Source organism: Acinetobacter sp. Brlt_5 (genome assembly GCF_051949055.1).
GTDB lineage: Bacteria > Pseudomonadota > Gammaproteobacteria > Pseudomonadales > Moraxellaceae > Acinetobacter > Acinetobacter indicus.
Genome location: NZ_JAYJLP010000001.1, coordinates 124,153 through 147,339, shown reverse-complemented (window position 1 = coordinate 147,339; position 23,187 = coordinate 124,153). Strand labels below are relative to the sequence as shown.

Genomic DNA, 23,187 nt, shown 5'->3' with positions numbered 1-23,187 from the left:
AATGCCAATCCTTAGGATTGGCATTTTTGCTAGGTGATGAAAAATGAAGCATCAGATTTTATTGAATCTGCTGCAGCGCCTGCGGGAATAAAAACTGGGTCAGTTGACGCGTGGCCCATAAACCGGTGGGATTATGATGCTGATGCGGCGCCAAGTAAGGCAACAGCAGATTGATTTTTTCTTCCGCGCTACGCGCCAGTTTTAATTGCTGCTGCAAGGCCTGCTGTTCGCTGGAGTTGAAATAATCGACAATATAATCATCGGCCTGCTGCACTGGCGTTACGGCTTTAAACGGCGCACGGCGTTCGGTGTAGGCCTGGGCAATCCAGTCATAAATAATCTGTTGTTCAGCGACTGAAAATACACCGAACATTTTACCTTCTTCATTGTGAATCAGCTGCCAGAAGCGGCTTTCACTCGGATGTTGGCCGCGTTTAATCCACTGTTTATCCTGTAACACCTGAAGGAACTCAACCACTTTCTGGTCATTGCTGAGCCATTCATTCACCGATGCCTGAGCAAAGCGGCAACGGTTATTATGAATCAGCTTGCCGACCACAGCTTTTTTCTTGAAAATCTTTTCAATCAGCGGGTTTAAATCACTGTTTTTAATAATTTCAGTCGAGCCTAGACCCACATCATTCAGAGCATAGCCACGTTTCAGTTTGTCAATAAACTCTGTTTTATTGGCGGCCTGACTATAGGCATATTCCAGCGCGGCGACTGAACGATGCGCGTGACCATTGTCTAGGTTATCAATGGTAATGTGTACATTAAAATACTGATGATTCAGCCCCAGCTCAGCCAGTTCATAATTACTGATCAGCAAATGCAGCGGCAACTGTTCATAGCCTAAATTAAAACCAATCACTTCCGGCAGATATTGCTGCGGCGCATAGGCCAATGCTAATTGCACCACAGGTTGATAATAGTATTCATCTTCAAGTCCTTCGACCAGATCTTGCAGATTCAGACTGCTCAGCAATTGCTGATACATTGACACGTGATTGGCTTTGACTGAACCGAGGCCCAGCTCTTCCAGATAAATCATGATCAGATGCTGAAAATTCGGATCAGGCCAATGTTTTAAGGTGCTATACAGCCAGGAACCATCAACATATTTTACTGGTGCGACTTTCACCAGAAAGTCATAGGCTGCTGCTACATGCTGAAAGTATTCACGCTGACCACCAGCCTGACGCCGGCTTAAATACTGTTGGTAGCGTTCACAATTCTGCATATTCTGCTGAAAAAGCCAGTCTTTGATCTGGACTGGCTCATCGGGTAAAGGAATAGATGGAGAATCTATCTGGTGAAGCTCGCGCTGTAAAAGCTGGGCCGAGAGCTTTTCTTTTTCTGGTGCTGGCGTGCTTTCATCCAGAAAGAAATGAAACAGCTCCCGATAGCTTTTTTGTCGTTCGAGTTTTAAGGTGCGATAACTATTCTGAGAGACAACTGACATCTTGTTATTTTCCATTATTTTTCACTCAAACCAGCTTAGGAGATTCGCCAAAATCACCATAGTTCAGTTTTGTTAAACCACGTTAACTTGCCGGCTGTTCAAAAATAAAGCGCAGAGATATCAGAAATTTATAAAGATAATTCAGTTACATAATCGGCAAGTCCGGGCGTTTTTTCTGGCAGCAGTTATGCAAAATAAAAAAGACCAGAAGGCATCTTATCTTCTGGTCTTATAAAAGCTGGCTAAAGTCTGCTGTTACTGGAATTTGGCTTTCAGCTGGGCCAGACCGGTACGAATCAGGTTGCAGCCCTGCCCGATTTTGTCCTGCCAGTGATTTGGCACCGAACACCTGGCCAGACGCACCCAGACACTGGAAAACTGCTTGATAAAATTGGCTTCATTATAATGAATACCATATTCTGCACACAGCGCTTTAATTTTTGGCGCTACTTCGGCATAACGGTTGGCCGGCATATCCGGAAATAAATGGTGCTCAATCTGATGGCTTAAATTGCCACTTAAAATATGCAGCCACTGGGTACCACTAAAATTACTCGAACCGCGAATCTGGCGGATATACCATTCAGCCCGGCTTTCATTTTCGGTATTATCGGCTTCAAAATTTTCCGCATCTTCAGTGAAATGACCGTTAAAGATGACTGCGGATGCCCACAGGCTGCGAATCACGTTAGCGACAGCATTACCGGCAAAAACCGGAATGGCATTTGGCCCGGCAAGCAGCGGAAAAAAGATATAATCTTTGACCACCTGCCTGCGCATTTTCTTTCTTAAACCGGCCGCTTCATCCCAGACCTGTTTCCAGGTTTTGGTTTTATAAACCAGTACATCTTCTAAATGCAGACGTTGCAGCCCCACATACCATTCAAAAAATACCATCAGCTGAATGGCCAGCGGAATATTCATCAGAAAACGCGGTTCCCATTTTTGAGCTTCGCTGACCCGTAGCAAGCCATAGCCGACATCGTGATCTTTATCGACAATGTTGGTATAGGTGTGATGAATATAGTTATGGGTATATTTCCAGTCGTCTCCGGTGGCAATGGTGTCCCAGTCATAACTGGCACCATTTAGAGTTGGATCATTCATCCAGTCAAACTGGCCATGCATGACGTTATGACCCAGCTCCATATTTTCAACAATTTTGGATAATCCCAGTAAACCAGTCCCCAATAACCATACTGGCGGAATCCAGCCGCCAAACATCAGCATCCCACGTGAGGTAATTTCACTATAGCGGACAAAATTACGGATTTTATAAATATACTGGGCATCTTTCTCGCCCAGATCGTCCATGACTTCACGGCGGATGGCTTCCACTCTGGCACCAAATTCCTGAATCTGGGCCTCGGTTAAATATTTTGACTTGCTGTTTGGATGTAACGCGGCAGGCATATTCATGTGATGCTCCCTCCAGATTATAAGTTAATCACGACAGGACTGATTGCCTGCGTCACGCAAAGTTTGATTTGGGTATTATGGTTATGATCAATTTCACCGGTCAGCAGATTACGCACGCTGCCGCTGACTTTGGTACAGGAGCAGGTATTACAAATACCCATACGACAGCCATGGGCCGGTCTTAGCCCGGCGGCTTCGGCACTGTCCAGCAAATTGCTGCTGGCCTGAAAATCCTGCTGCGAGCGCAAGAACTGCACCGGCTGTGCCTCCAGAGTTTCATCTGCGGTCATTTGAAAATACTCGGAATGAAATTGCTCGCTTAAATCCAGCTGCTGACAAATCTGCTGGGCAGCCTGCATCATTGAGGCTGAGCCACAGGCATAAATATGCCGTTCATTCAGTTGCTCGACCGTGTTTTGCAGTAAGCTCAAAGACAAATGCTGACGCTGTTCTACGGTATTAAAATGATGATATTTAAAATGCGGATACATCAGCGCCAGGGTTTTAATTTCGGCATGGAAGGCATCATCCCGGGTGAAATACAGCAGGTCTATCGGCTGGGTCGAGCTGACCACGGCTTTTTGTAATAAGGAATAAATCGCGGTAATCCCACTGCCCGATGCAATAAAACATAAAGATGGAACTTGTGCCGGCAGTACAAAATTACCCTGCGGCTGAGACAGCTCCACCACAGCCCCTGCCGGTAACCGGGTCAAGGCATTGGACATTTTGCCTTGCCGTTTGATGGCCAGAATCACATCGCCGTTATCGAGCAAAGTGACAATGGAATAGCTGCGCTGCTGGCGGACCCCATTCATCGCCAGCGTGACCAGAATACTTTGTCCGGCCTGAAAACGCTGTGCCTGAAAATTCTGGTTGGGACGTAAATGAATTTTATAAAAGTCTGGACTTAATGCCTGAATTTCAACAACGCAGGCTTTGACTTTTTTCAATGCCCAGACTGGATTTATTTTTTCTGCAATAAAATCAATAAAATCTTCTCGAATCCACTCGGGTTTATACTCTACAGAAGTGCTCATAGCGGCCTCATGATTTTTTCAGTGAACGGATGTTCTTTTTTTAATGTTCATGCCCACTATATAGATTCATGATCTCGATTCCATGTGAATGCAGGACAAAACTTATCTTTCCCTTAGGTTTTAGCTGGTTTTGTCTGACAAGATTCTGCACTTTTTCGGTCCCAACTTCGATGGGAGAAGTTTTATTGTTCTGATTTGCTTTTGTGCAGGCGCAGGATTTTTCATGAAAATGTCGTATGCTTTTGTCAGACTCGGTGAAAATGCCTGATATTTTTGCTGTAATTGCCCCCACATTAGACTTAAGTCCAAAAAAAGTCTAAAACCAAAAAAGCCAGAAGTGTCCTTCTGGCTTTTTTAATCTATAGCGTGTAATTAGAAGTTATAGATGGCCACCATATTAATACGGTTATCTTCACCTTTATTACTGCCATTCGTTGCTGCTTCTAAAGCTGTACGTTCACCATAGACATATTCCAGACCTAAGCTAACCGGCTTGATCGGACTATAAAACACGTTGGCCCATGCCTGCCATAAGTCTTTGTTGGCTCTAGTTGCATTAGACTGTGTCTCTGTTGCCGGTGTTGAAGCAATCAAGGCATTTTTATAGTTCTGATCATTATCAAAGCTCATATAGCCATAACCCACTGTGCCGCGCAGTTTTTCATTAAACTTCTGGGTCAGACCGACAGTAATCGAATCAAACTCGCTTTGCTCCAGACCGTTTGCACCCTGGATGGTGCCGGTATTGGCAAAAGACACAAAGCTGCTATCACCCTTCACATGGTAGTAGTCCGCTTTTAAAGTCGTGCTTGGGGTCACATCATATTTAGCGCCCAAGCCCACACCCCACGCCATTTCTTCATCAGAATTGATGCGTTTTTCATGGCCCATGGCACGTGCGCTCACGCTCATGTTATCGGCGAACTGATGATTTAAGCGCGCAGTTAAAGCCGGTAAACGCTGGGTGATGCTGTTATCTTTTGGATCTTCAGCAGCCACCACCAGATTGGTTTGCGGGCTGAATTTTGCGGTATAACGCACTTGCGGGGTACGTTTAACTGCGCCACCGGCATAGGCCAAAGCATCGACTGTTTCCGGCATATAATCCGGTACCGCAAAGTTAGACCAGGTTTGACCAATTAACCAGTCGGCATAGGTTAAATACGCATGGCGAATACGCAGGCTGTCTAAATTACCGCCCAAGAAGTCAACTTCCAGCTTACCTTTGACATCTTCTGCACCCACCTGGGTTTTAAAGTCTAAACCTAAGCGGGTTGCTGCCAGCGTTGATCTGAAGCGGTCGCTATTCTCTGCATTGCCTTCCAGCGCGACCCCATTAATCTGATTGTAAGGCATGTCTTTGGCGCCGCCTTCAATCTGATAAGAACCATCCATACGGACGTTTCCATACAGGTTAAATTCAGCATTACCCAGCGTCATACCCAAGCCGCGCTTTTCAGCGCTGGCCTTTTGTGCAACAGGTGGTTGTACCGCAGTATTGGCAAGTTGGTTTAAATTCGCTTGAACCGTTTGATTTTGTTGAGCATATTGATGAACAAGTGCTTTCAGTTGTTGCACTTCCTGACGAAGCTGCTCAACTTCCTGGCTGCTTTGCGCATTGGCCATTACACTCATTGTTAAACCGACAGCAATTACTAAAGGTTTGATCATCATTGTTTTCATGGGCACACTTATCCTGTGACTATCCGTTTTTGTCGTTCCTGACAAAGTTTCATTGTTTTAAAGTTTGGCTAGCCTGAAGAACTCAAGCTAGCGGTTTGCTCAGAGATTAATGTGCAGAGCTTTTGACTGCTTTGACATTGCTGTTGGCGAAGCTTTCCTGCTTGGCTTTGGCACCATCTACCGAGACTTTCAGATTTACCATAAAGATCGCTACGGCTGCAATTAGACCAGGGATGGCAATCATCATGAAATTCATCTGGTGTGGCAGGTTTAAAGTCAGCAGTGCACCAGTCAGCACAGGCCCGACAATCGCGCCGATCCGGCCAATTCCAGAGGCCCAACCCATACCGGTTGAACGTACTGTAGTCGGGTAAAACTGTGCGACGAAAGTATATAGTAAAATTTGTGATCCAATGGTGGCTGCACCGGCAATGGCAATTAAGGTATACAGCACTGGCTGTGGACTGTTAAAGCCAAGCAGGATTAGCGCAATTGCCCCCACGGTGAACATAATGGTCAATACCGGTTTCAGATGGAAACGATCTGACAAGGCACCGCCACCAATTGCACCGACCATACCGCCAATATTCAGCGCGAACAGGAACAGCATACTTGCACCGAGTGAATAACCGGCCTGAATCATCAGTTTTGGTAACCAGCTGCCCAATGCATAGACCATTAACAAGCACATGAAGAATGCGATCCAGAACATGAACGTACTGAACATACGGCCTTGCTGGAACAATGCTTTTACAGGTGCTTCATCGCCTTTAGTCACTTCATTCAGTACAAACTCAGTGTCACCATTTAATTGTTGGCTTGGTGAAATTTTTTGCACAATACTACGGGTTTGCTCAATTTCTTTCTTGTTGGTCAAATACATAAGTGACTCAGGCAAGAATTTCCATAGCAGCGGTAACAGCAATAATGGTGTACCGGCTAGGTAGAACATGATTTTCCAGCCATAATCCGCCACCAGCCATGCACCTAACAAGGCAGAGGTCATCCCGCCGATGGCATAGCCACTGAACATCACGGCAACCAGAGTACTCCGAATCCGTTTTGGCGCGTATTCGGTCATCAGTGCCACCACGTTTGGCATCACACCGCCAATGCCCAGACCGGCAAGGAAACGTAAAATACCAAACTCAATCGGGTTACTGGCAAAAGCGCCGAGGAAGGTAAAGCCACTGAAAATAGCCACACAGATCATGATGGTCTTTTTACGACCTAACTTGTCCGATAAGGTACCGAAGGTCATGGCACCAAACATCATGCCAAACAATGCCGTACTGGCCAGTAAACCTGCTTGTACTGCACTGAGCGCCCACTCTTGCATCAGTAGTGGTAATGCAACCCCATAAATGACCAAGTCGTAACCGTCAAAAATAATGATCATCAAACACCAAAACAATACGCCCCAATGGAATGGCGTGAACTTGGCCTCGTCAATCAAGGTATTAATATTAATTTTATTGCTTTGCATCTTGCTTCACCTCCTAATTGTGAAGTCCGTTACTCCAACTCAGATGCACACAATGAATAATAAGTTAAAATTTGTCCAAAACTGAATAGGCATAGATACATACCTAAAAAGTCTATAGTTTTGTAAGATATTGATTTTAAAATAGATAAAAATAACAAGGCGAAAAAAATACTGTAATGTGATGCTTAAAAAAGTTTTTTCAGGCAATTCACATAACAGTATTTTGTTAAAAATATCTGTGCTTTTATATAAAAAATATAGTTATAAATATTTGTTTTATATGGCTTTACTAGAATACATTGCGATCATAAGTAAATGCTTCCAAATCATAAACTTGATAAATGCAGTCAAACAAAGATCGAATGTCTTCACTTTCATCCATATTACGAATTGCCATAAACACAGGACTTACAGCCGAGTCATCTAATAAAGGTATAAAGTGCAAATGTGCCAAATGAATATTTTGTGCGCTTTCTGGCACGATACACAAGCCCTCACCTGCAGCAACAAAACCCAACGCCAATTGTAATTCACGCACTTCACGAATTTTGCGAGGTTCTAAACCATACTCAGAAAACACGCCACGAATTTGGGTAGAGAAGTTTGGCTTGTTGTGATTTGGATATAAAAATAGTTGTTGATCAACAACATCCGCCAAATATACACCTTCTTTTTGTGCCGCAAATGGGTGGCTCGAATGTACTGCAACCATCAAGCGTTCTTCACGTAATAAGATACGTTTAACTGCAGGATCAGAAATTCTTAAGCGTCCAAATCCAACATCTATGCGCCCTTCTTTAAGTGCCTGAATTTGGTCATTGGTGGTCATTTCCACCATTTCTATTTTTAAATGCGGATGCTGCTGCTTAAACAAATACACAATTCTTGACAATAATCCGAACAATAAAGAACCAACGAAGCCAATAGTCACAGTACGACCAGCAATACCGACACGTTTTGTCATCGACTTGATTTCTTCCGCATTAGACAAAAGTTTAACGGCATGTTGGTAAAAGAATTGGCCTGCTTCGGTGGTCTTAAGCGGTCTACTTCCACGCTCAAATAGTTGAATTCCAAGCTCTTGTTCTAAATTTTGGATCTGTCTGCTCAAAGGTGGTTGAGCAATAAAGAGTTTTTCTGCTGCCTTGGTGAAACTTTGCTCTTCTACAACAGCAACAAAATAACGTAAATGTCTGAGTTCCATAGCTCAAAATACCTTTTAAGTATAAAAAAATGCATATTTGATCTTCGACCAATGCAATTTATTCTTTTAAGGTATATCACATAACTGTAATAAAGCAATGATATGAAGGGCAAACCATGTATAAGTCAGTAGAAACTTTGCTGGTGGAAATACCAACCATCCGTCCACACAAAATGGCGGTGGCGACAATGCAGACGCAAACCCTGGTATTGGTAAAGATCTCCACAGACGATGGTTTTGTGGGCTGGGGCGAAGCAACCACAATTGGTGGATTAGGCTACGGTGAAGAAAGCCCAGAAAGCGTAAAAACCAATATTGATACTTACTTTGCACCTTTACTAAAAACATTGGCAGGTTTGAACTTTGCACAAACCATGCGTGCCCTGAAAAAAAATATTAACGGCAACCGTTTTGCCAAATGTGCCATCCAGACTGCTTTACTGGACATTCAGGCACAGCGCCTCGGTTTACCACTGAGTGAAATTCTTGGTGGCCGTTTACGTGACAGCGTTCCTGTTCTTTGGGTATTGGCTTCAGGCAATACTGAAAAAGACATCGCTGAAGCGCAGAAGATGATTGAAATCAAACGTCACAATGTGTTCAAGCTGAAAATCGGCTCTCGTCCGGTTGAAGAAGATGTTGAACACGTGCTGGCAATCAAAAAAGCATTAGGCAAAGACGTTTCTATTCGTGTTGACGTCAACCGTGCCTGGTCAGAGCTTGAAGCCATTAAAGGTATTCAGCTGCTGCAAGATGGCGGTGTTGACCTGATTGAACAGCCATGCGGAATTGAAAACCTCGATGCGATGCGTCGCCTCACCCGCCGTTTCGATATTGCCATTATGGCAGACGAATCGTTAATGGGTCCAAACAGCGCTTACCAGATTGCCCGTAACAATGGCGCATCAGTTTTTGCAGTTAAAGTGGCGCAGTCCGGCGGCCTGATTGAAGGATGTGAGGTTGGCAAAATTGCCAAGCTAGCCAATATCGACCTATACGGCGGCACCATGCTGGAAGGCTCGGTAGGAACCATTGCTTCAGCGCATGTGTTCTCGACTTTTGAAAGCCTGGCTTACGGCACCGAACTGTTTGGTCCATTGCTACTGACGGAAGAAATTTTAAAAACACCATTGCAATATCAAAACTTTGAATTGGTGTTACCAACCACTGCCGGTTTAGGTATTGAACTGGATGAAGACAAGCTTGACCGCTTACGTCGTCAATAAAGGAGCTAGACATGCTTTTCCACGTACGCATGGATGTCAATATTCCACTCGATATGCCAGCTGAACGCGCTAATGAAATTAAAGCCGTTGAAAAGGCATATTCGCAGGAATTACAGCGCCAAGGTAAATGGCGTCATATTTGGCGCATTACAGGCCAGTATTCAAACATCAGTATTTTTGATGTTGAAAGCAACGACGAACTGCACAACCTGCTGCAAGGTCTGCCGTTGTATCCATACATGAATATTGAAGTGATGGCGCTTAACCGCCACCCATCTTCTGTCCGTGATGATGACACCTGATTCACAGTTCATATCGGTATTTCAAGAATTTAAAGCCGCTATCGGGGTAGCGACTTTAGAAATCCAAAGGGTAAATAAACAAGGATTGTGGCCAGCCAAATTTAGCCAGCCAATAAAGCTAAAGATGCGCCACTAAAATATGCAAGACATACTTTTAGGAGCAATAGTATGAACCGCCAAGAAATTGATGCGTTAGTTAAGAAAATGAACGTCGATACTGCGACTGGTCCTGTAGATGAGCGTGTACAACAGATTGTTGTGCGCTTGTTAGGTGACCTGTTCCAGGCGATTGAAGATCTTGATATTTCTCAAACTGAGCTTTGGAAAGGTCTGGAATACTTTACTGATGCGGGCCAAGCAAATGAGCTAGGTCTATTAGCTGCAGGCTTGGGTCTAGAGCACTTCCTGGACTTGCGTGCAGATGAAGCTGATGCTAAAGCAGGCATCACCGGTGGTACACCACGTACCATTGAAGGCCCACTTTATGTAGCAGGCGCACCTGAATCAGTTGGCTTTGCACGTATGGATGATGGTTCTGAAGAAGGCAAAATCCCGACTCTAATCATCGAAGGTACTGTAACTGATACCGAAGGCAATATTATTGAAGGCGCTAAAGTTGAAGTTTGGCACGCCAACAGCTTGGGTAACTACTCATTCTTTGATAAGTCACAGTCTGACTTCAACCTGCGTCGCTCTATTTTCACTGACCAGGATGGTAAGTATGTGGCACTAACTACAATGCCAGTTGGTTATGGCTGCCCACCAGAAGGTACAACCCAGTTCGTACTGGACAAATTAGGCCGTCATGGTAACCGCCCATCTCATGTGCACTATTTCGTATCTGCACCGGGTTACCGCAAACTGACTACTCAATTCAACATTGAAGGTGACCAATACCTGTGGGATGACTTTGCATTCGCTACTCGTGAAGGCCTGATTGCAACCGCTGTTGACGTAACTGATGAAGCTGAAATTGCACGCCGTGGCCTGAAGGGTTCTTTCAAACACATCCAGTTCGATATTGAACTTGTGAAAGAGAAAGAAAACGCGCCTATCACTGAAGTTGACCGTCGTCGCGCAAGCGCTTAATTCCCAAAAGGAAAGCGGGATGTGTCTTGAATCTGAATCAGGCACCTCCCGATTGACTGCCCCTCCTTGGACAGCCGGAGAAAGGACATGCCTCGTATTCCTGTAATTAACACCAGCCATTTAGACCGTATCGACGAATTACTTGTTGATGATTTTGAATCTGGTGAATTTAAACTACACCGCTCAGTATTCACAGACCAAGCCCTGTTTGACCTAGAAATGAAATACATCTTTGAAGGCAACTGGGTTTATTTGGCACACGAAAGCCAAATTCCAAACAACAATGACTACTACACCACTTATATTGGACGTCAACCAATCATCATTGCGCGTAACCGCAATGGAGAATTGAATGCCATGATCAATGCCTGTTCACACCGTGGTGCACAGTTATGTCGTTACAAGCGTGGTAACAAAGCAACTTATACTTGCCCATTCCACGGTTGGACTTTCAACAACTCTGGTAAATTGTTAAAAGTAAAAGACCCAGCAGATGCAGGTTATTCAGATTGCTTTAACAAAGACGGTTCACACGACTTGAAAAAAGTTGCCCGCTTTGAAAGCTACAAAGGTTTCTTGTTTGGTAGCTTGAACCCGGATGTCCCTTCTCTGGAAGAGTACCTGGGCGAAGCAACCAAGATTATTGACATGATCGTAGGTCAGTCAGAACATGGTCTGGAAGTTTTACGTGGTTCTTCGACTTACACTTATGAAGGTAACTGGAAGTTAACTGCTGAAAATGGTGCAGATGGTTATCATGTATCTGCCGTACACTGGAACTACGCTGCAACAACTCAGCAACGTAAAGAAAAAGAAGCAGGCGATAACATCCGTGCAATGAGCGCAGGTTCATGGGGCAAACAAGGCGGTGGTTCTTACGGCTTTGAAAATGGTCACATGCTCCTTTGGACGCAATGGGCAAACCCAGAAGACCGTCCTAACTTTGCCAAAAAAGACGAATACACCGAGAAATACGGCGAAGCGATGGCAAAATGGATGATCGAGCGTTCACGTAACCTGTGTATCTATCCAAACGTTTATTTCATGGATCAGTTCGGTTCACAAATCCGTGTCCTTCGCCCAATCTCTGTCGATAAGACTGAAGTGACGATTTACTGTATCGGTCCTGTCGGTGAAGAGCCGGAAGCACGCACTCGCCGTATCCGTCAGTATGAAGATTTCTTTAATGCTTCTGGTATGGCTACCCCAGACGATCTGGAAGAATTCCGTGCCTGTCAGGCTGGTTATGCCGGTATCGCGCTGGAATGGAACGACATGTGCCGTGGTTCTAAACACTGGATCCAAGGCCCGGACGATGCTGCCAATGAAATCGGTTTAAAACCAAAACTGTCTGGTATTAAAACTGAAGATGAAGGTCTATACCTGGCTCAGCACCAGTACTGGTTAGAATTGATCAAAAAAGGCATTGCGACTGAAAAAGAAATTGCTGCATCTACTGAAGGAGAAAACGCATGAGCGCGATTACTTTAGAAAATATTGCTCAATTCCTTTATCAAGAAGCTCGCTTCTTAGATGATGAGCAATGGGATGAGTGGTTACAGTGCTACGCTCCTACTGCTTCTTTCTGGATGCCAGCCTGGGATGACGACGACAAACTGACTACAGATCCACAGTCTGAAATCTCCCTGATTTATTATCCAGACCGTCAAGGTTTAGAAGACCGCGTGTTCCGGATCAAGACTGAACGCTCATCTGCCACCATGCCGGATACACGTACCAGCCACAACATCAGCAATATTGAAGTTGTTGAACGTGATGGCGACAAGGTCACTGTACGTTTTAACTGGAACACCTTGAGTTTCCGTTATAAAAACAGCTACAGCTACTTCGGTATGTCACGTTATGAAATCGATTTTTCAGGCGATAAACCACAAATTTTAAGCAAATACGTGGTGCTGAAAAACGATTACATCAACCAAGTAATCGACATTTATCACCTCTAAGACTGTATTGATTTACAGCTAGGTAAAAACCTTTCAGCCAGATGGAATTTTGGCTGAAAGGTCAAGTTTTAAAGATTTCTATAGGATATTCAGCCATGTCAAACCACAATATTGCACTTCAATTTGAAGATGGCGTTACACGTTTTATTTCTGTTACAGATGGTGAAACACTGTCAGACGCAGCTTACCGTCAAAAGATCAATATTCCTTTGGACTGCCGTGACGGTGCATGTGGAACGTGCCGTGCGTTTTGTGAATCAGGTTCGTATGACATGCCTGAAGAAACCTATATTGAAGATGCACTAACACCTGAAGAAGCCGCTGAAGGTTATATTCTGGCTTGTCAATGTAAGCCAACTTCAGATGCGGTGTTCCAGATTCAGGCATCTTCAGATGTATGTAAAACTGAAATTCACGCGTTCGAAGGTACTTTATCTCGCGTTGAGAACCTGTCTGACTCAACCATTACCTTTGATATCCAGCTTGACGAAGGTCAACCTGATATCCACTTCCTGGCCGGTCAATATGTCAATGTCGGTATTCCAGGAACAGCTGAAACCCGTTCTTATTCATTCAGTTCTAAACCGGGCAACCGTTTAACCGGTTTCGTAGTACGTAACGTACCAAACGGAAAAATGAGTGAATTCTTAAGCAAAAATGCCAAAGCTGGCGACAAAATGACCTTTACCGGTCCATTTGGTAGCTTCTACTTACGTAACGTGGTGCGCCCGGTACTGATGCTTGCGGGTGGTACAGGTATTGCTCCGTTCATGTCAATGCTGCAAGTACTGGAAGAAAAAGGTTCAGATCAGCCAGTGCGTCTGGTATTTGGTGTAACCAATGACTTTGACCTGGTTGCGCTGGAAAAACTGAACGAACTGCAAGCCAAATTCCCATGGTTCGAATACCGCACTGTTGTAGCGAATCCGGAATCTGCACATGAGCGTAAAGGCTATGTGACTGGTCATATTGACAACGAATGGCTCAACGGTGGTGATGTAGACATCTACCTATGTGGTCCAGTGCCAATGGTAGAAGCGGTACGCGGCTGGTTAGATGGTGAAGGTGTAAAACCGGCCAACTTCCTGTTCGAAAAATTCTCTGCTAACTAAAAATCGAGTAATCCCGCAATGTCTGATCGTCAAAGATTTTTAAATAAAGTGGTGATTGTGACTGGTGCTGCCCAAGGCATCGGTCGCGGGGTTGCCCTGCAAGTGGCAGCCGAAGGCGCCCAGGTGGTCATGGCCGACCGTTCTGAATATGTCGCAGAAGTGCTGGCAGAGATTCAGGCCGCCGGTGGTGATGCGGTCACCATTAATGCTGACCTGGAAACCTATGCTGGCGCGCAGTCAGTGGTTGCCAAAGCCATCGACACTTACGGCCGCGTTGATATCTTAATCAACAACGTCGGCGGTGCCATCTGGATGAAACCTTTCCAGGAATTTTCTGAAGAAGAAATTATCAAGGAAGTGAACCGTTCACTGTTCCCAACCATGTGGTGCTGCCGCGCAGTATTGCCGGAAATGCTGAAAAATCAGAAAGGCACCATTGTAAACGTTTCATCTATTGCCACCTGTGGTATTAACCGTATTCCTTACTCTGCCTCTAAAGGCGGCGTCAATGCCCTGACCAAATCGCTGGCTTTTGCACATGCGAAAGATGGTATTCGTGTTAATGCCGTGGCAACTGGTGGAACTGAAGCACCACCACGTAAAGTGCCACGTAACACTGCCCCATTGTCTGAACAAGAACAGGCATGGATGCAGGAAGTGGTTGATCAGACCATTGATCGTACCTTCCTTGGCCGTTACGGCACCATTCAAGAACAAGTCAATGCCATTTTATTCCTGGCATCTGACGATGCGTCATATGTGACAGGCACAGTTGTGCCTGTCGGCGGTGGTGATCAGGGTTAACCTGATCATCTTTTTTTGTACAGGATCATTGCCAGACTTGCACGGAGGCAAACAATGAGTCACCTGTTAGATACCTTAAGAAAAGACTGGTCCCTATCAGCCACAGTTGCAGGATTTTTAGCTGTACTAATTTCCTATGCCGGTCCTTTAATCATCTTCTTCCAGGCAGCGCAACAGGCTCAAGTGTCCAATGCCATGATGATTTCATGGATTTGGGGCATTTCTATTGGCGCAGCCGTTGCCGGTATCTTCCTTTCAATTAAATTCAAAGTTCCGGTGGTCACCGCCTGGTCGGCACCCGGAACGGCACTATTGGTCACGCTGTTTCCCGATATTTCGCTCAATGAAGCGGTTGCGGCCTATATCACCTCTGCTGTGGTGATTTTTCTCATTGGGATTACCGGTTATTTCGACAAATTGCTGTCCTGGATTCCCCAGGAAGTCGCTGCCGGAATGATGGCCGGAATTTTACTGCAGTTTGGTTTAGGACTGTTCACCGCGACCGATACCATGCCCTATATCGTCTTTGGCATGCTGGCGGTGTTTTTGCTGGCCAAGCGTTTTAGTCCACGTTATGCCATGGTCTGGGTGCTGGTTGCCGGTGTGATTTTAAGCATGCTGCTGGGCAAGATTAATCCGGTCACGGCAGATTTCAGTCTGGCAATTCCGCAATTTATTGCACCGGAATGGACTTGGAGTTCCACCCTGAATCTGGCCCTCCCGCTTATTCTGGTCAGTCTGTCGGGCCAGTTCTTACCAGGAATGGCCATTTTAAAGCTCAGTGGCTACGACACGCCGGCTAAACCCATTATTACCACCACCAGTATCGCTTCGCTGGCGGTGGCGTGTGTTGGCGGGATCACTATTGTCCTGGCCTCAATTACCGCCGCGCTGTGCATGGGCAAAGACGCGCATGAACTGAAAGAAAAGCGCTATATCGCCGGGATTGCCAACGGCCTGTTCTACATTTTAGGCGGTTTATTTGCCGGCAGCATTGTGATGCTGTTTAGCCTGCTCCCGAAAGAATTGGTGGCAGCATTGGCCGGTCTGGCACTTCTAGGAGCCATTGGCATCAATTTAAATGCCGCCATGCATCAGGAAAACCAGCGTGACGCAGCACTTATTACCTTCCTGGCAACTGCATCGGGTATGCAGTTTTTAGGTCTCAGCTCAGTTTTTTGGGGAATTTGTCTGGGTATTCTGGCTCATGTCATTTTAAGCAGAACCGGTTTATCAGCACTGACCTCACCTTCAAGCCCAAGCAAAAGCACGGGTCAATGAAGTTTGTTTGACTAGGAAACAACTATGATTGATAAAAGCTCAGCATCTTTAAAAGATGTGCTCTCTCAAATTAAAGATGGTTCAACCATCATGATTGGTGGTTTCGGTACAGCAGGTCAGCCTGCTGAACTGATTGATGGCCTGATTGAACTGGGCATCAAGGATTTGGTCATCGTCAATAACAATGCCGGTAATGGCGACTACGGTTTGGCCAAATTACTTAAAGCAGGCGCTGTACGTAAAATCATCTGCTCGTTCCCTCGTCAGTCTGACTCTTATATTTTTGATGAACTGTATCGTGCTGGCAAAATCGAGCTGGAACTGGTGCCGCAAGGTAACCTGGCTTGCCGTATTCAGGCTGCAGGTATGGGTTTAGGCCCAATCTACACCCCAACTGGCTTTGGTACTTTACTGGCTGAAGGTAAACCGACCTTAAATTACGAAGGCAAAGACTTCGTTCTGGAAAACCCGATTAAAGCCGATTTCGCTTTAATTAAAGCCTACAAAGGCGACCGTTGGGGCAACCTCGTTTACCGTAAATCGGCACGTAACTTTGGCCCGATTATGGCCATGGCGGCAGATGTTACCATTGCACAGGTCGCAGAAGTGGTTGAACTGGGTGAGCTTGATCCTGAGCACATCATCACTCCGGGTATTTTTGTACAACATGTGGTGTCAGTTGCTGCCAAACAGCCTGAATAATCAGCATAAATACGTGAAGGAGAACACGATGAGCTATACCAAATTAACACGTGACCAGATTGCTGAACGCGTTGCCCAAGACATTCCAGATGGTGCCTATGTCAACCTCGGGATTGGCCTGCCAACCAAAATTTCAAACTACCTGCCTGCAGATAAAGATGTATTCCTGCATTCTGAAAACGGTTTATTGGCCTTTGGTCCAAAACCTGCGCCAGGTGAAGAAGATCCGGAACTGATCAATGCCGGTAAAGAATATGTAACTATGCTGACCGGTGGCTGTTTCTTCCATCATGGGGATTCTTTCGCGATGATGCGTGGCGGTCACTTGGACATCGCTGTATTGGGTGCCTTCCAGATTGCAGAAAATGGTGACCTGGCCAACTGGCATACTGGTGCCCCAGATGCAATTCCTGCAGTAGGTGGTGCAATGGACCTTGCAGTTGGTGCCAAGAAAGTCTTTATCACTACCGATCACGTGACTAAAAAAGGCGAGCCGAAAATTGTAGCGGAGCTGAGCTATCCAGCAACTGGCCTGAAATGTGTAGATCGTATTTATACCGACCTGTGCGTGATTGATGTGACTGCTGAAGGCATGAAAGTGATTGAGAAAGTTGACGGTCTGTCATTTGAAGAGCTGCAATCCCTGACCGGTGCGAAGCTGATTGATGCGACACAGGGTTAAGTAATCCCTCCCAACCTCCCTGAGCGAGTTTTAAAGCACGGCTTTAAAAACTCAGCGCAAGCAAGGGAAGAAAAGTCCCCCTTTTTTAAAGGGGGATTTAGGGGGATTAAAAAAGAATTTAGGAAACAGAAAAAATGAAAAACGCATATATCATCGATGCTATTCGCACCCCATTCGGTCGCTATGCAGGCGGACTTGCCCCTGTACGTGCAGATGACCTGGGTGCCATTCCCATTCAGGCGCTGATGGAGCGTAACCCAAGTGTTAACTGGGAAAAAGTAGATGATGTGATTTACGGCTGTGCCAACCAGGCCGGTGAAGATAACCGTAATGTCGGCCGTATGTCTGCGCTATTGGCGGGTGTGCCGCATCAGGTACCTGCCACAACACTAAACCGTTTATGCGGTTCATCACTGGATGCGGTTGCCATGGCAGCGCGTACCATTAAAGCCGGTGAAGCACATCTGATTGTGGCGGGTGGCGTAGAAAGCATGTCACGTGCGCCATTTGTGATGGGTAAATCTGAATCTGCCTATGGCCGTAGCCAGAAAATTGAAGACACCACCATGGGCTGGCGCTTCATTAACCCGAAACTCAAAGAAATGTATGGTGTTGAAACCATGCCTCAAACTGCTGAAAACGTGGCAGAACAGTTCAACATTAACCGTGAAGATCAGGACAAGTTTGCGTTTGAAAGCCAGCAACGTACTGCTGCTGCCCAAGCCAAAGGTTTCTTTAAAAATGAAATCGTACCTGTAGTGATTCCTCAGCGTAAAGGCGAACCGGTTGTGGTCGATACCGATGAGCATCCACGTGCATCAACCACGTTAGAAGGTTTGGCCAAGCTAAAACCTGTGGTCAAAGCCGATGGTACCGTGACTGCTGGTAATGCCTCAGGTATTAACGATGGTGCAGCAGCATTATTAATTGCCTCTGATGAAGCGGTAGCGGAATACGGTTTAAAACCACGTGCCAAAATTATTGGTGCAACAGTAGTCGGTGTAGAACCACGCATTATGGGCTTTGGTCCAGCGCCAGCCATTAAAAAACTGTTGGCCCAAACCGGTCTGACGTTAGAGCAGATGGATGTCATTGAGCTAAACGAAGCTTTTGCTGCTCAAGCACTGGCGTGTACCCGTGACCTTGGTCTGGAAGATGGTGCCGCGAAAGTAAACCCGAATGGCGGTGCCATTTCACTGGGTCATCCACTCGGTGCATCAGGTGCGCGTCTGGTCACCACGGCCCTGAACCAGCTGGAAGCCACTGGCGGCAAATATGGCCTGTGCTCAATGTGTATTGGTGTCGGTCAAGGCATCGCTTTGATTATTGAACGCGTTTAAAGATACGATAACAAATTAAATTTCCCCTCCCTTTTTTAAAGGGAGGTCGGGAGGGATTCAATGCCAACATTTACATCTCAAGATGCTGAAATTAATTACCAAACCTTTGGTGATGCGACAAAACCTGCGCTGGTATTTTCTAACTCGCTAGGTACCAACTTTAAAATGTGGCAACCGCAAATTGACCACTTCCAGCAGGACTTTTTTGTCATTTGCTATGACACCCGTGGTCACGGCGCATCTTCTGCTCCACAAGGTCCATATACGCTTGACCAGCTCGGCCAAGACGTGGTGAATCTGCTCGATCATTTAAATATTGAAAAAGCAGCCTTCTGTGGTATTTCGATGGGTGGTTTGACCGGTCAGTGGCTGGCAATTAACAAGCCTGAACGTTTTAGCCATGTTGTGGTCTGTAATACGGCCGCTAAAATTGGTCAGGAACAGGCCTGGAATGAGCGTGCCACACTGGTCCGTGAACAAGGTTTGGCCCCTATTGCATCAACGGCGGCCGGTCGTTGGTTTACCGAACCCTTTATCCAAAGTAACGCAGCAACTGTAGTGACTCTTTCAAACGACCTGGGAGCTGGCAGCCCTGAGGGTTATGCAAGCTGCTGCGAAGCTTTGGCTAAAGCGGATGTACGTGAACAGTTAAAAGACATTCAGGTACCGGTATTCATTGTTGCTGGTCAGCAAGACCCGGTAACAACTGTAGCCGATGGTGAATTTATGCAACAACGCATTGCCAATGCTGAACTGTTTGAAATTAATGCTTCGCATATTTCCAATATTGAACAGCCAGAAGCCTTTAATCAGGCGGTGCAGGCGTTTATTCAACGCTAAACCCAGCTCGGTTGAAAGCATTTAAAAAAAGATAATCTCCGGATTATCTTTTTTTGTTTTTAGGCAATTTTTAAAAAGATTGATGATTCTACTGAGATGCCCTGCCCATCTACTTCAACTTTAAGCCCAGATCACCAGCATCGCGGCAATCACCACCAGTACCAAGCCCAGATGATCGGTTCGGGCCAGTTTTTCCTTAAAGAAAAAGGCAGAAATCAGCAAGCTAAATAGAATTTCAATCTGTCCCAAAGTTTTGACCAAGGCCACAGTTTGCATACTCATGGCGCTAAACCAGCCAAGGGAGGCCAGAAAACTGCAGATACTCACCTTAAAGGTCAGTCCCAGCCGCTGCCACATGGCCTGTAAGGTATGCCGGCTAAACAGCCCCAAATACAACAACATGCTGATACATTGCAGCCCAATCACAAAACATAATACCCAGCCGGCACGATGTAAAAAGGGTAAATTCTCCAGTTCCAGACTGGCTTCACGCACCAGCAGTGAGGTAATGGCAAAACTAAGACCACTGCCCACCCCAATCGCCAACGTGCTGACAGACAGCTTGGTATTGGCCGGCCCTTTACTGAATAAAAAGACCGCCACGCCGCCTAATACGACGCCAACCCAGCCCAGCAGACTTAAATATTCGCCCAGTAATGCCACGCCAATTAAGCCCGCCAGAATCGCCTCGCTTTTGGCCAGTCCAACACCAATGGCATAGTTTTTCTGCTTAAACAGCTGCACCATGAGAATGGTGGCCAGAATCTGGCAAAAAGCCGCCACGGCAATATACAGCCAGAATTTCCCGCTAAAGCTAACTGGCGTTGCGACCGGCTGCTGCAGATATAAAAAACTCAAATAACCGACCGCAAACGGTAAGGCAAAAATAAAGCGTGCCAGGGTGACACCGTAAACATCAACCGTCATGCTGAGCTGTTTTTGAAAGGCATTACGCCAGGCCTGCATAAATGCAGCCATCAGGGTAAAAAGAATCCAGGTACTGGCCATGCGAGTATGAAAAATATGATCGGGAATAAGGTTTAATCTACTCCTTTCACGGCGCAGATTCGACCACTTTTCATCCATTTACCGTGGCTTTGCTGAATAAATCTCCAATCCTTTCTATCTGCTCAGTTCTGATCTTCCCTTTAACCTGGAATGCGATGACTGCAAGGCGCATGCTTGCCGTTTGCATCCACATGGTTTTTTGACTCAAAATGAGGCTAAGCGACTGATCGCATCAAGCAACTTTGTAAATCTGCTACAATTTTATAGCGGGTTTCAAATACCCTCCTGACTCAATCTATGTTTAGATAAATGGACGTATCCTGCAGGCTGAGGATCAAGAATGAAGTATTTTGAATGTGCGGTATGCCATCAGCAGATTTTTTTTGGTGCCTCATTTTGTGAATATTGCAAGGCGCCCATTGGCTTTGTCGCCTCCGAAAAAGATATGGGCACCTTTCGTAAGGATAGCGAAAATGAATGGGTCAGCCTGAATGAAAGCTATCATAATCAGAAATTTAAGCCCTGTTTTAATTATAGTCACTATCAGGTCTGCAACTGGATGATTCCCGTCGATGATGAAAATATCTATTGCGAATCCTGCCAGCTTACCCACACCATCCCCAATTTAGATGAACCGGAAAATATCCAGTACTGGCGTTATCTGGAACAGGCTAAACGGCGGTTTTTATATCTGGCGCAGCGCATGAATATTATGCCGCGGCCAAAACGTTCTGAAGATGACCGCTATGGCCTGCGCTATGAATTTTTAATGCCCATGGAAGGCCAACCGGTGCTGACCGGCCACGCCAATGGTCTGATTACCCTCAATGCCATTGAAGCCGATGTGGTGTACCGGGAAACCACGCGCGTAACCATGGGAGAAAACTACCGCACCCTGCTTGGCCATTTTCGCCATGAAAGCGGCCATTATTATTTTGATGTGATGCAAAACCGCCATCCGGAACTGGTCGATGAATTCCGCTACTATTTTGGTGATGAACGTCAAGATTATGGCATGGCACTCAAACGCCATTATGAACAAGGCCCGCCCTCCGACTGGCAAGACAGCTATATCAGCACCTATGCCACTACCCATCCCTGGGAAGACTGGGCTGAAACCTGGGCGCATTATCTGCACATGATGGATACTTTGGAAACCGCCTATTTTGCCGGAATCCGGGTGCAAGGTAACGGCCGCACCCTGGCCAATCTGTACTTTACCGAATGTCCGATTGGCGGCAAGGATATTGAACATATTCTAGAAAACTGGATTGCCCTGACCTTTAATCTGAATGCGCTGAATCGCAGTATCGGGCTGGATGATGCCTATCCGTTTAAACTGACCGAGCCAGTAAAAGACAAGCTGCGTTTTATTCACCGGCATGTGCTGGATAAAGCCTTTAAATCCAATCAGGCCAGTCATCCTGCCTAAACTCGCCTTCAATTCCTCGCTTTCAACTCAATGAAATTTGCTACACGATATAGCGTTTACTTAGACCCCATTCGGCCAGAATCCGGCGGTATAAGGCCGAGGAGCGATCTGCCTCAAAATGGGCTTCCATGCTTAAATCCAGCGGCAGCTCTTCCGGTTTCTGGCTTTCTACCATGTCCTGATCTTCGGCAAAAATCTGCGCATTAAAATCGTAAACCGCTTGCAGGTCACCGGTGGTATCAAAATTCCGGGTTAAAGGCACAAATAGCCGGGTCTGATTGGCCGATACCGGACAGCAGGCATTTAAGATTTTCAAGATGCCATCATTCGGAAAATAAATGGTCAAGGTCGCTGCAAAGGGTGGATAAACCTCAAACTCACGCGTCCATAAAAAGCCTTCGGGTGCTAAATGCTGCATGCCATGCGGATAATTACTGACATTGGAAATATAGATACTTTTCAGGCCATAGTCAGTACGTTCAGTATGATATTTCGGCACCACCGGATTGTCCCGATCGGCAAAGGCCTGATGATGTACCCAGGCAAAATGTGCAACATCAATAAAGCCTTCTAACTGACGGCCGCTGGAACCGGCAATATCCACACTGGGTGGTAAAATGGATTGATGCTCAGCATCTTCCCAAGTATCCAGCACCGGAAAATTGGCTGCCTGTTCATCGCGCCCGAACAGGCTGGTCCAGACCAGACCATATTTCAGCACCACCGGAAACGTGGTCAGGCTAAAACGCTCCGAAATCTGGGTCAGGTCGGGCTGGGCCGGAATTTTGGTGCATTTACCGGCACGGTTATAGTGCAGCCCATGGTAAGGACAGACAATTTCCTCGCCCTCTACCCAGCCTTTGCTTAAAGGCACACCGCGATGCGGGCAAATATCCCGTACCAGCTGGATGTCACCGCTTTCCGTCCGGTACAGCGCCATTTTCACATCCAGTAAAGTCACCTGTTGCGGCTGGCTGCTGACATCCTGAATTCGTGCCACCGGATACCAATGCTGCGCCAGAATATGCCAGTCACTGGCATCAAAGCGGCTGTCATGGGGTTGGGCAAACAGGTGGATTACAGGAATCGCATTCATAGGCTGGCTCACTTT

General features: G+C 46.1%; 21 protein-coding genes. 13 read left to right on the top strand and 8 right to left on the bottom strand.

Annotated features, from left to right (window positions below; genetic code table 11):
* Positions 1 to 58 precede the first annotated feature (58 nt).
* The 6 genes from VF685_RS00745 to VF685_RS00720 form a co-directional block, all read right to left on the bottom strand.
* A complete protein-coding gene (locus tag VF685_RS00745) occupies positions 59 to 1,462 on the bottom strand; it encodes an iron-containing redox enzyme family protein (RefSeq protein ID WP_286384865.1) in 1,404 nt (467 codons plus the stop codon).
* 255 nt (positions 1,463 to 1,717) lie between these two features.
* Entirely contained in the window at positions 1,718 to 2,881 is a 1,164-nt protein-coding gene (locus tag VF685_RS00740; RefSeq protein WP_407061113.1) for a fatty acid desaturase family protein, read from the bottom strand.
* 17 nt (positions 2,882 to 2,898) lie between these two features.
* Entirely contained in the window at positions 2,899 to 3,921 is a 1,023-nt protein-coding gene (locus VF685_RS00735) for a ferredoxin reductase (RefSeq protein WP_286384866.1), read from the bottom strand.
* Between the two features lie 372 nt (positions 3,922 to 4,293).
* Complete coding sequence (locus VF685_RS00730; RefSeq protein WP_286384867.1) at positions 4,294 to 5,604, bottom strand: DcaP family trimeric outer membrane transporter; 1,311 nt, start codon at positions 5,602 to 5,604, stop codon at positions 4,294 to 4,296.
* 106 nt (positions 5,605 to 5,710) lie between these two features.
* A complete protein-coding gene (locus VF685_RS00725) occupies positions 5,711 to 7,090 on the bottom strand; it encodes an aromatic acid/H+ symport family MFS transporter (protein ID WP_127799963.1) in 1,380 nt (459 codons plus the stop codon).
* A 289-nt stretch (positions 7,091 to 7,379) separates the two neighbouring features.
* Complete coding sequence (locus VF685_RS00720) at positions 7,380 to 8,294, bottom strand: LysR family transcriptional regulator (protein WP_096901617.1); 915 nt, start codon at positions 8,292 to 8,294, stop codon at positions 7,380 to 7,382.
* Between the two features lie 116 nt (positions 8,295 to 8,410).
* On the opposite strand from VF685_RS00720, the gene VF685_RS00715 reads away from it, so the two are divergent.
* The 12 genes from VF685_RS00715 (at position 8,411) to pcaD (ending at position 19,636) form a co-directional block, all read left to right on the top strand.
* Positions 8,411 to 9,520, top strand: a complete 1,110-nt coding sequence (locus VF685_RS00715; protein ID WP_286384868.1) for a muconate/chloromuconate family cycloisomerase — start codon at positions 8,411 to 8,413, stop codon at positions 9,518 to 9,520.
* A gap of 11 nt (positions 9,521 to 9,531) precedes the next feature.
* Positions 9,532 to 9,822: a muconolactone Delta-isomerase gene (gene catC / locus VF685_RS00710; protein WP_127799959.1), complete on the top strand. Its 291-nt coding sequence runs from the start codon at positions 9,532 to 9,534 to the stop codon at positions 9,820 to 9,822.
* Positions 9,823 to 9,990: 168 nt separating this feature from the next.
* The gene (catA, locus tag VF685_RS00705; protein WP_127799957.1) at positions 9,991 to 10,911 is read left to right on the top strand and encodes a catechol 1,2-dioxygenase; all 921 of its coding nucleotides are present in this window, start codon (positions 9,991 to 9,993) and stop codon (positions 10,909 to 10,911) included.
* A gap of 87 nt (positions 10,912 to 10,998) precedes the next feature.
* The gene (gene benA, locus VF685_RS00700) at positions 10,999 to 12,387 is read left to right on the top strand and encodes a benzoate 1,2-dioxygenase large subunit (RefSeq protein ID WP_127799955.1); all 1,389 of its coding nucleotides are present in this window, start codon (positions 10,999 to 11,001) and stop codon (positions 12,385 to 12,387) included.
* Complete coding sequence (gene benB / locus VF685_RS00695; protein WP_127799953.1) at positions 12,384 to 12,875, top strand: benzoate 1,2-dioxygenase small subunit; 492 nt, start codon at positions 12,384 to 12,386, stop codon at positions 12,873 to 12,875. The genes benA and benB overlap by 4 nt, the downstream gene beginning before the upstream one ends.
* A gap of 95 nt (positions 12,876 to 12,970) precedes the next feature.
* Complete coding sequence (gene benC, locus VF685_RS00690; protein WP_163145793.1) at positions 12,971 to 13,987, top strand: benzoate 1,2-dioxygenase electron transfer component BenC; 1,017 nt, start codon at positions 12,971 to 12,973, stop codon at positions 13,985 to 13,987.
* 18 nt (positions 13,988 to 14,005) lie between these two features.
* Positions 14,006 to 14,791 (top strand): benzoate diol dehydrogenase BenD, encoded by a 786-nt coding sequence (benD, locus tag VF685_RS00685; RefSeq protein ID WP_005178084.1) that lies wholly within the window; start codon positions 14,006 to 14,008, stop codon positions 14,789 to 14,791.
* 54 nt (positions 14,792 to 14,845) lie between these two features.
* Positions 14,846 to 16,072 (top strand): benzoate/H(+) symporter BenE, encoded by a 1,227-nt coding sequence (gene benE, locus VF685_RS00680; RefSeq protein WP_127799947.1) that lies wholly within the window; start codon positions 14,846 to 14,848, stop codon positions 16,070 to 16,072.
* Between the two features lie 24 nt (positions 16,073 to 16,096).
* Positions 16,097 to 16,774: a 3-oxoacid CoA-transferase subunit A gene (locus VF685_RS00675; protein ID WP_127799945.1), complete on the top strand. Its 678-nt coding sequence runs from the start codon at positions 16,097 to 16,099 to the stop codon at positions 16,772 to 16,774.
* Positions 16,775 to 16,802: 28 nt separating this feature from the next.
* Positions 16,803 to 17,456, top strand: a complete 654-nt coding sequence (locus tag VF685_RS00670) for a 3-oxoacid CoA-transferase subunit B (RefSeq protein WP_016658115.1) — start codon at positions 16,803 to 16,805, stop codon at positions 17,454 to 17,456.
* 134 nt (positions 17,457 to 17,590) lie between these two features.
* Positions 17,591 to 18,796, top strand: coding sequence for a 3-oxoadipyl-CoA thiolase (gene pcaF / locus VF685_RS00665; protein WP_016658114.1), 1,206 nt, complete (start codon positions 17,591 to 17,593; stop codon positions 18,794 to 18,796).
* Positions 18,797 to 18,856: 60 nt separating this feature from the next.
* Positions 18,857 to 19,636, top strand: a complete 780-nt coding sequence (gene pcaD, locus VF685_RS00660; RefSeq protein ID WP_163145791.1) for a 3-oxoadipate enol-lactonase — start codon at positions 18,857 to 18,859, stop codon at positions 19,634 to 19,636.
* 120 nt (positions 19,637 to 19,756) lie between these two features.
* On the opposite strand, the gene VF685_RS00655 is transcribed toward pcaD, so the two are convergent.
* Complete coding sequence (locus VF685_RS00655; protein WP_104471356.1) at positions 19,757 to 20,644, bottom strand: DMT family transporter; 888 nt, start codon at positions 20,642 to 20,644, stop codon at positions 19,757 to 19,759.
* 340 nt (positions 20,645 to 20,984) lie between these two features.
* On the opposite strand from VF685_RS00655, the gene VF685_RS00650 reads away from it, so the two are divergent.
* Entirely contained in the window at positions 20,985 to 22,076 is a 1,092-nt protein-coding gene (locus tag VF685_RS00650) for a zinc-binding metallopeptidase family protein (RefSeq protein WP_163170112.1), read from the top strand.
* 40 nt (positions 22,077 to 22,116) lie between these two features.
* On the opposite strand, the gene VF685_RS00645 is transcribed toward VF685_RS00650, so the two are convergent.
* Positions 22,117 to 23,172, bottom strand: coding sequence for an aromatic ring-hydroxylating oxygenase subunit alpha (locus VF685_RS00645; protein WP_163170113.1), 1,056 nt, complete (start codon positions 23,170 to 23,172; stop codon positions 22,117 to 22,119).
* Between the last annotated feature and the right edge of the window lie 15 nt (positions 23,173 to 23,187).

What these genes read in the sequence shown, in the direction of transcription:
- VF685_RS00735 (WP_286384866.1), bottom strand. Translation starts at nt 3,921, where the DNA reads ATGAGCACTTCTGTAGAGTATAAACCCGAGTGGATTCGAGAAGATTTT.
- benC (WP_163145793.1), top strand. Translation starts at nt 12,971, where the DNA reads ATGTCAAACCACAATATTGCACTTCAATTTGAAGATGGCGTTACACGT.
- VF685_RS00645 (WP_163170113.1), bottom strand. Translation starts at nt 23,172, where the DNA reads ATGAATGCGATTCCTGTAATCCACCTGTTTGCCCAACCCCATGACAGC.
- catC (WP_127799959.1), top strand. Translation starts at nt 9,532, where the DNA reads ATGCTTTTCCACGTACGCATGGATGTCAATATTCCACTCGATATGCCA.
- pcaD (WP_163145791.1), top strand. Translation starts at nt 18,857, where the DNA reads ATGCCAACATTTACATCTCAAGATGCTGAAATTAATTACCAAACCTTT.
- catA (WP_127799957.1), top strand. Translation starts at nt 9,991, where the DNA reads ATGAACCGCCAAGAAATTGATGCGTTAGTTAAGAAAATGAACGTCGAT.
- benA (WP_127799955.1), top strand. Translation starts at nt 10,999, where the DNA reads ATGCCTCGTATTCCTGTAATTAACACCAGCCATTTAGACCGTATCGAC.
- VF685_RS00745 (WP_286384865.1), bottom strand. Translation starts at nt 1,462, where the DNA reads ATGTCAGTTGTCTCTCAGAATAGTTATCGCACCTTAAAACTCGAACGA.
- benE (WP_127799947.1), top strand. Translation starts at nt 14,846, where the DNA reads ATGAGTCACCTGTTAGATACCTTAAGAAAAGACTGGTCCCTATCAGCC.
- VF685_RS00725 (WP_127799963.1), bottom strand. Translation starts at nt 7,090, where the DNA reads ATGCAAAGCAATAAAATTAATATTAATACCTTGATTGACGAGGCCAAG.
- VF685_RS00655 (WP_104471356.1), bottom strand. Translation starts at nt 20,644, where the DNA reads ATGGCCAGTACCTGGATTCTTTTTACCCTGATGGCTGCATTTATGCAG.
- VF685_RS00675 (WP_127799945.1), top strand. Translation starts at nt 16,097, where the DNA reads ATGATTGATAAAAGCTCAGCATCTTTAAAAGATGTGCTCTCTCAAATT.
- pcaF (WP_016658114.1), top strand. Translation starts at nt 17,591, where the DNA reads ATGAAAAACGCATATATCATCGATGCTATTCGCACCCCATTCGGTCGC.
- VF685_RS00740 (WP_407061113.1), bottom strand. Translation starts at nt 2,881, where the DNA reads ATGAATATGCCTGCCGCGTTACATCCAAACAGCAAGTCAAAATATTTA.
- VF685_RS00730 (WP_286384867.1), bottom strand. Translation starts at nt 5,604, where the DNA reads ATGAAAACAATGATGATCAAACCTTTAGTAATTGCTGTCGGTTTAACA.
- VF685_RS00650 (WP_163170112.1), top strand. Translation starts at nt 20,985, where the DNA reads ATGAAGTATTTTGAATGTGCGGTATGCCATCAGCAGATTTTTTTTGGT.
- benD (WP_005178084.1), top strand. Translation starts at nt 14,006, where the DNA reads ATGTCTGATCGTCAAAGATTTTTAAATAAAGTGGTGATTGTGACTGGT.
- VF685_RS00715 (WP_286384868.1), top strand. Translation starts at nt 8,411, where the DNA reads ATGTATAAGTCAGTAGAAACTTTGCTGGTGGAAATACCAACCATCCGT.
- VF685_RS00720 (WP_096901617.1), bottom strand. Translation starts at nt 8,294, where the DNA reads ATGGAACTCAGACATTTACGTTATTTTGTTGCTGTTGTAGAAGAGCAA.
- benB (WP_127799953.1), top strand. Translation starts at nt 12,384, where the DNA reads ATGAGCGCGATTACTTTAGAAAATATTGCTCAATTCCTTTATCAAGAA.
- VF685_RS00670 (WP_016658115.1), top strand. Translation starts at nt 16,803, where the DNA reads ATGAGCTATACCAAATTAACACGTGACCAGATTGCTGAACGCGTTGCC.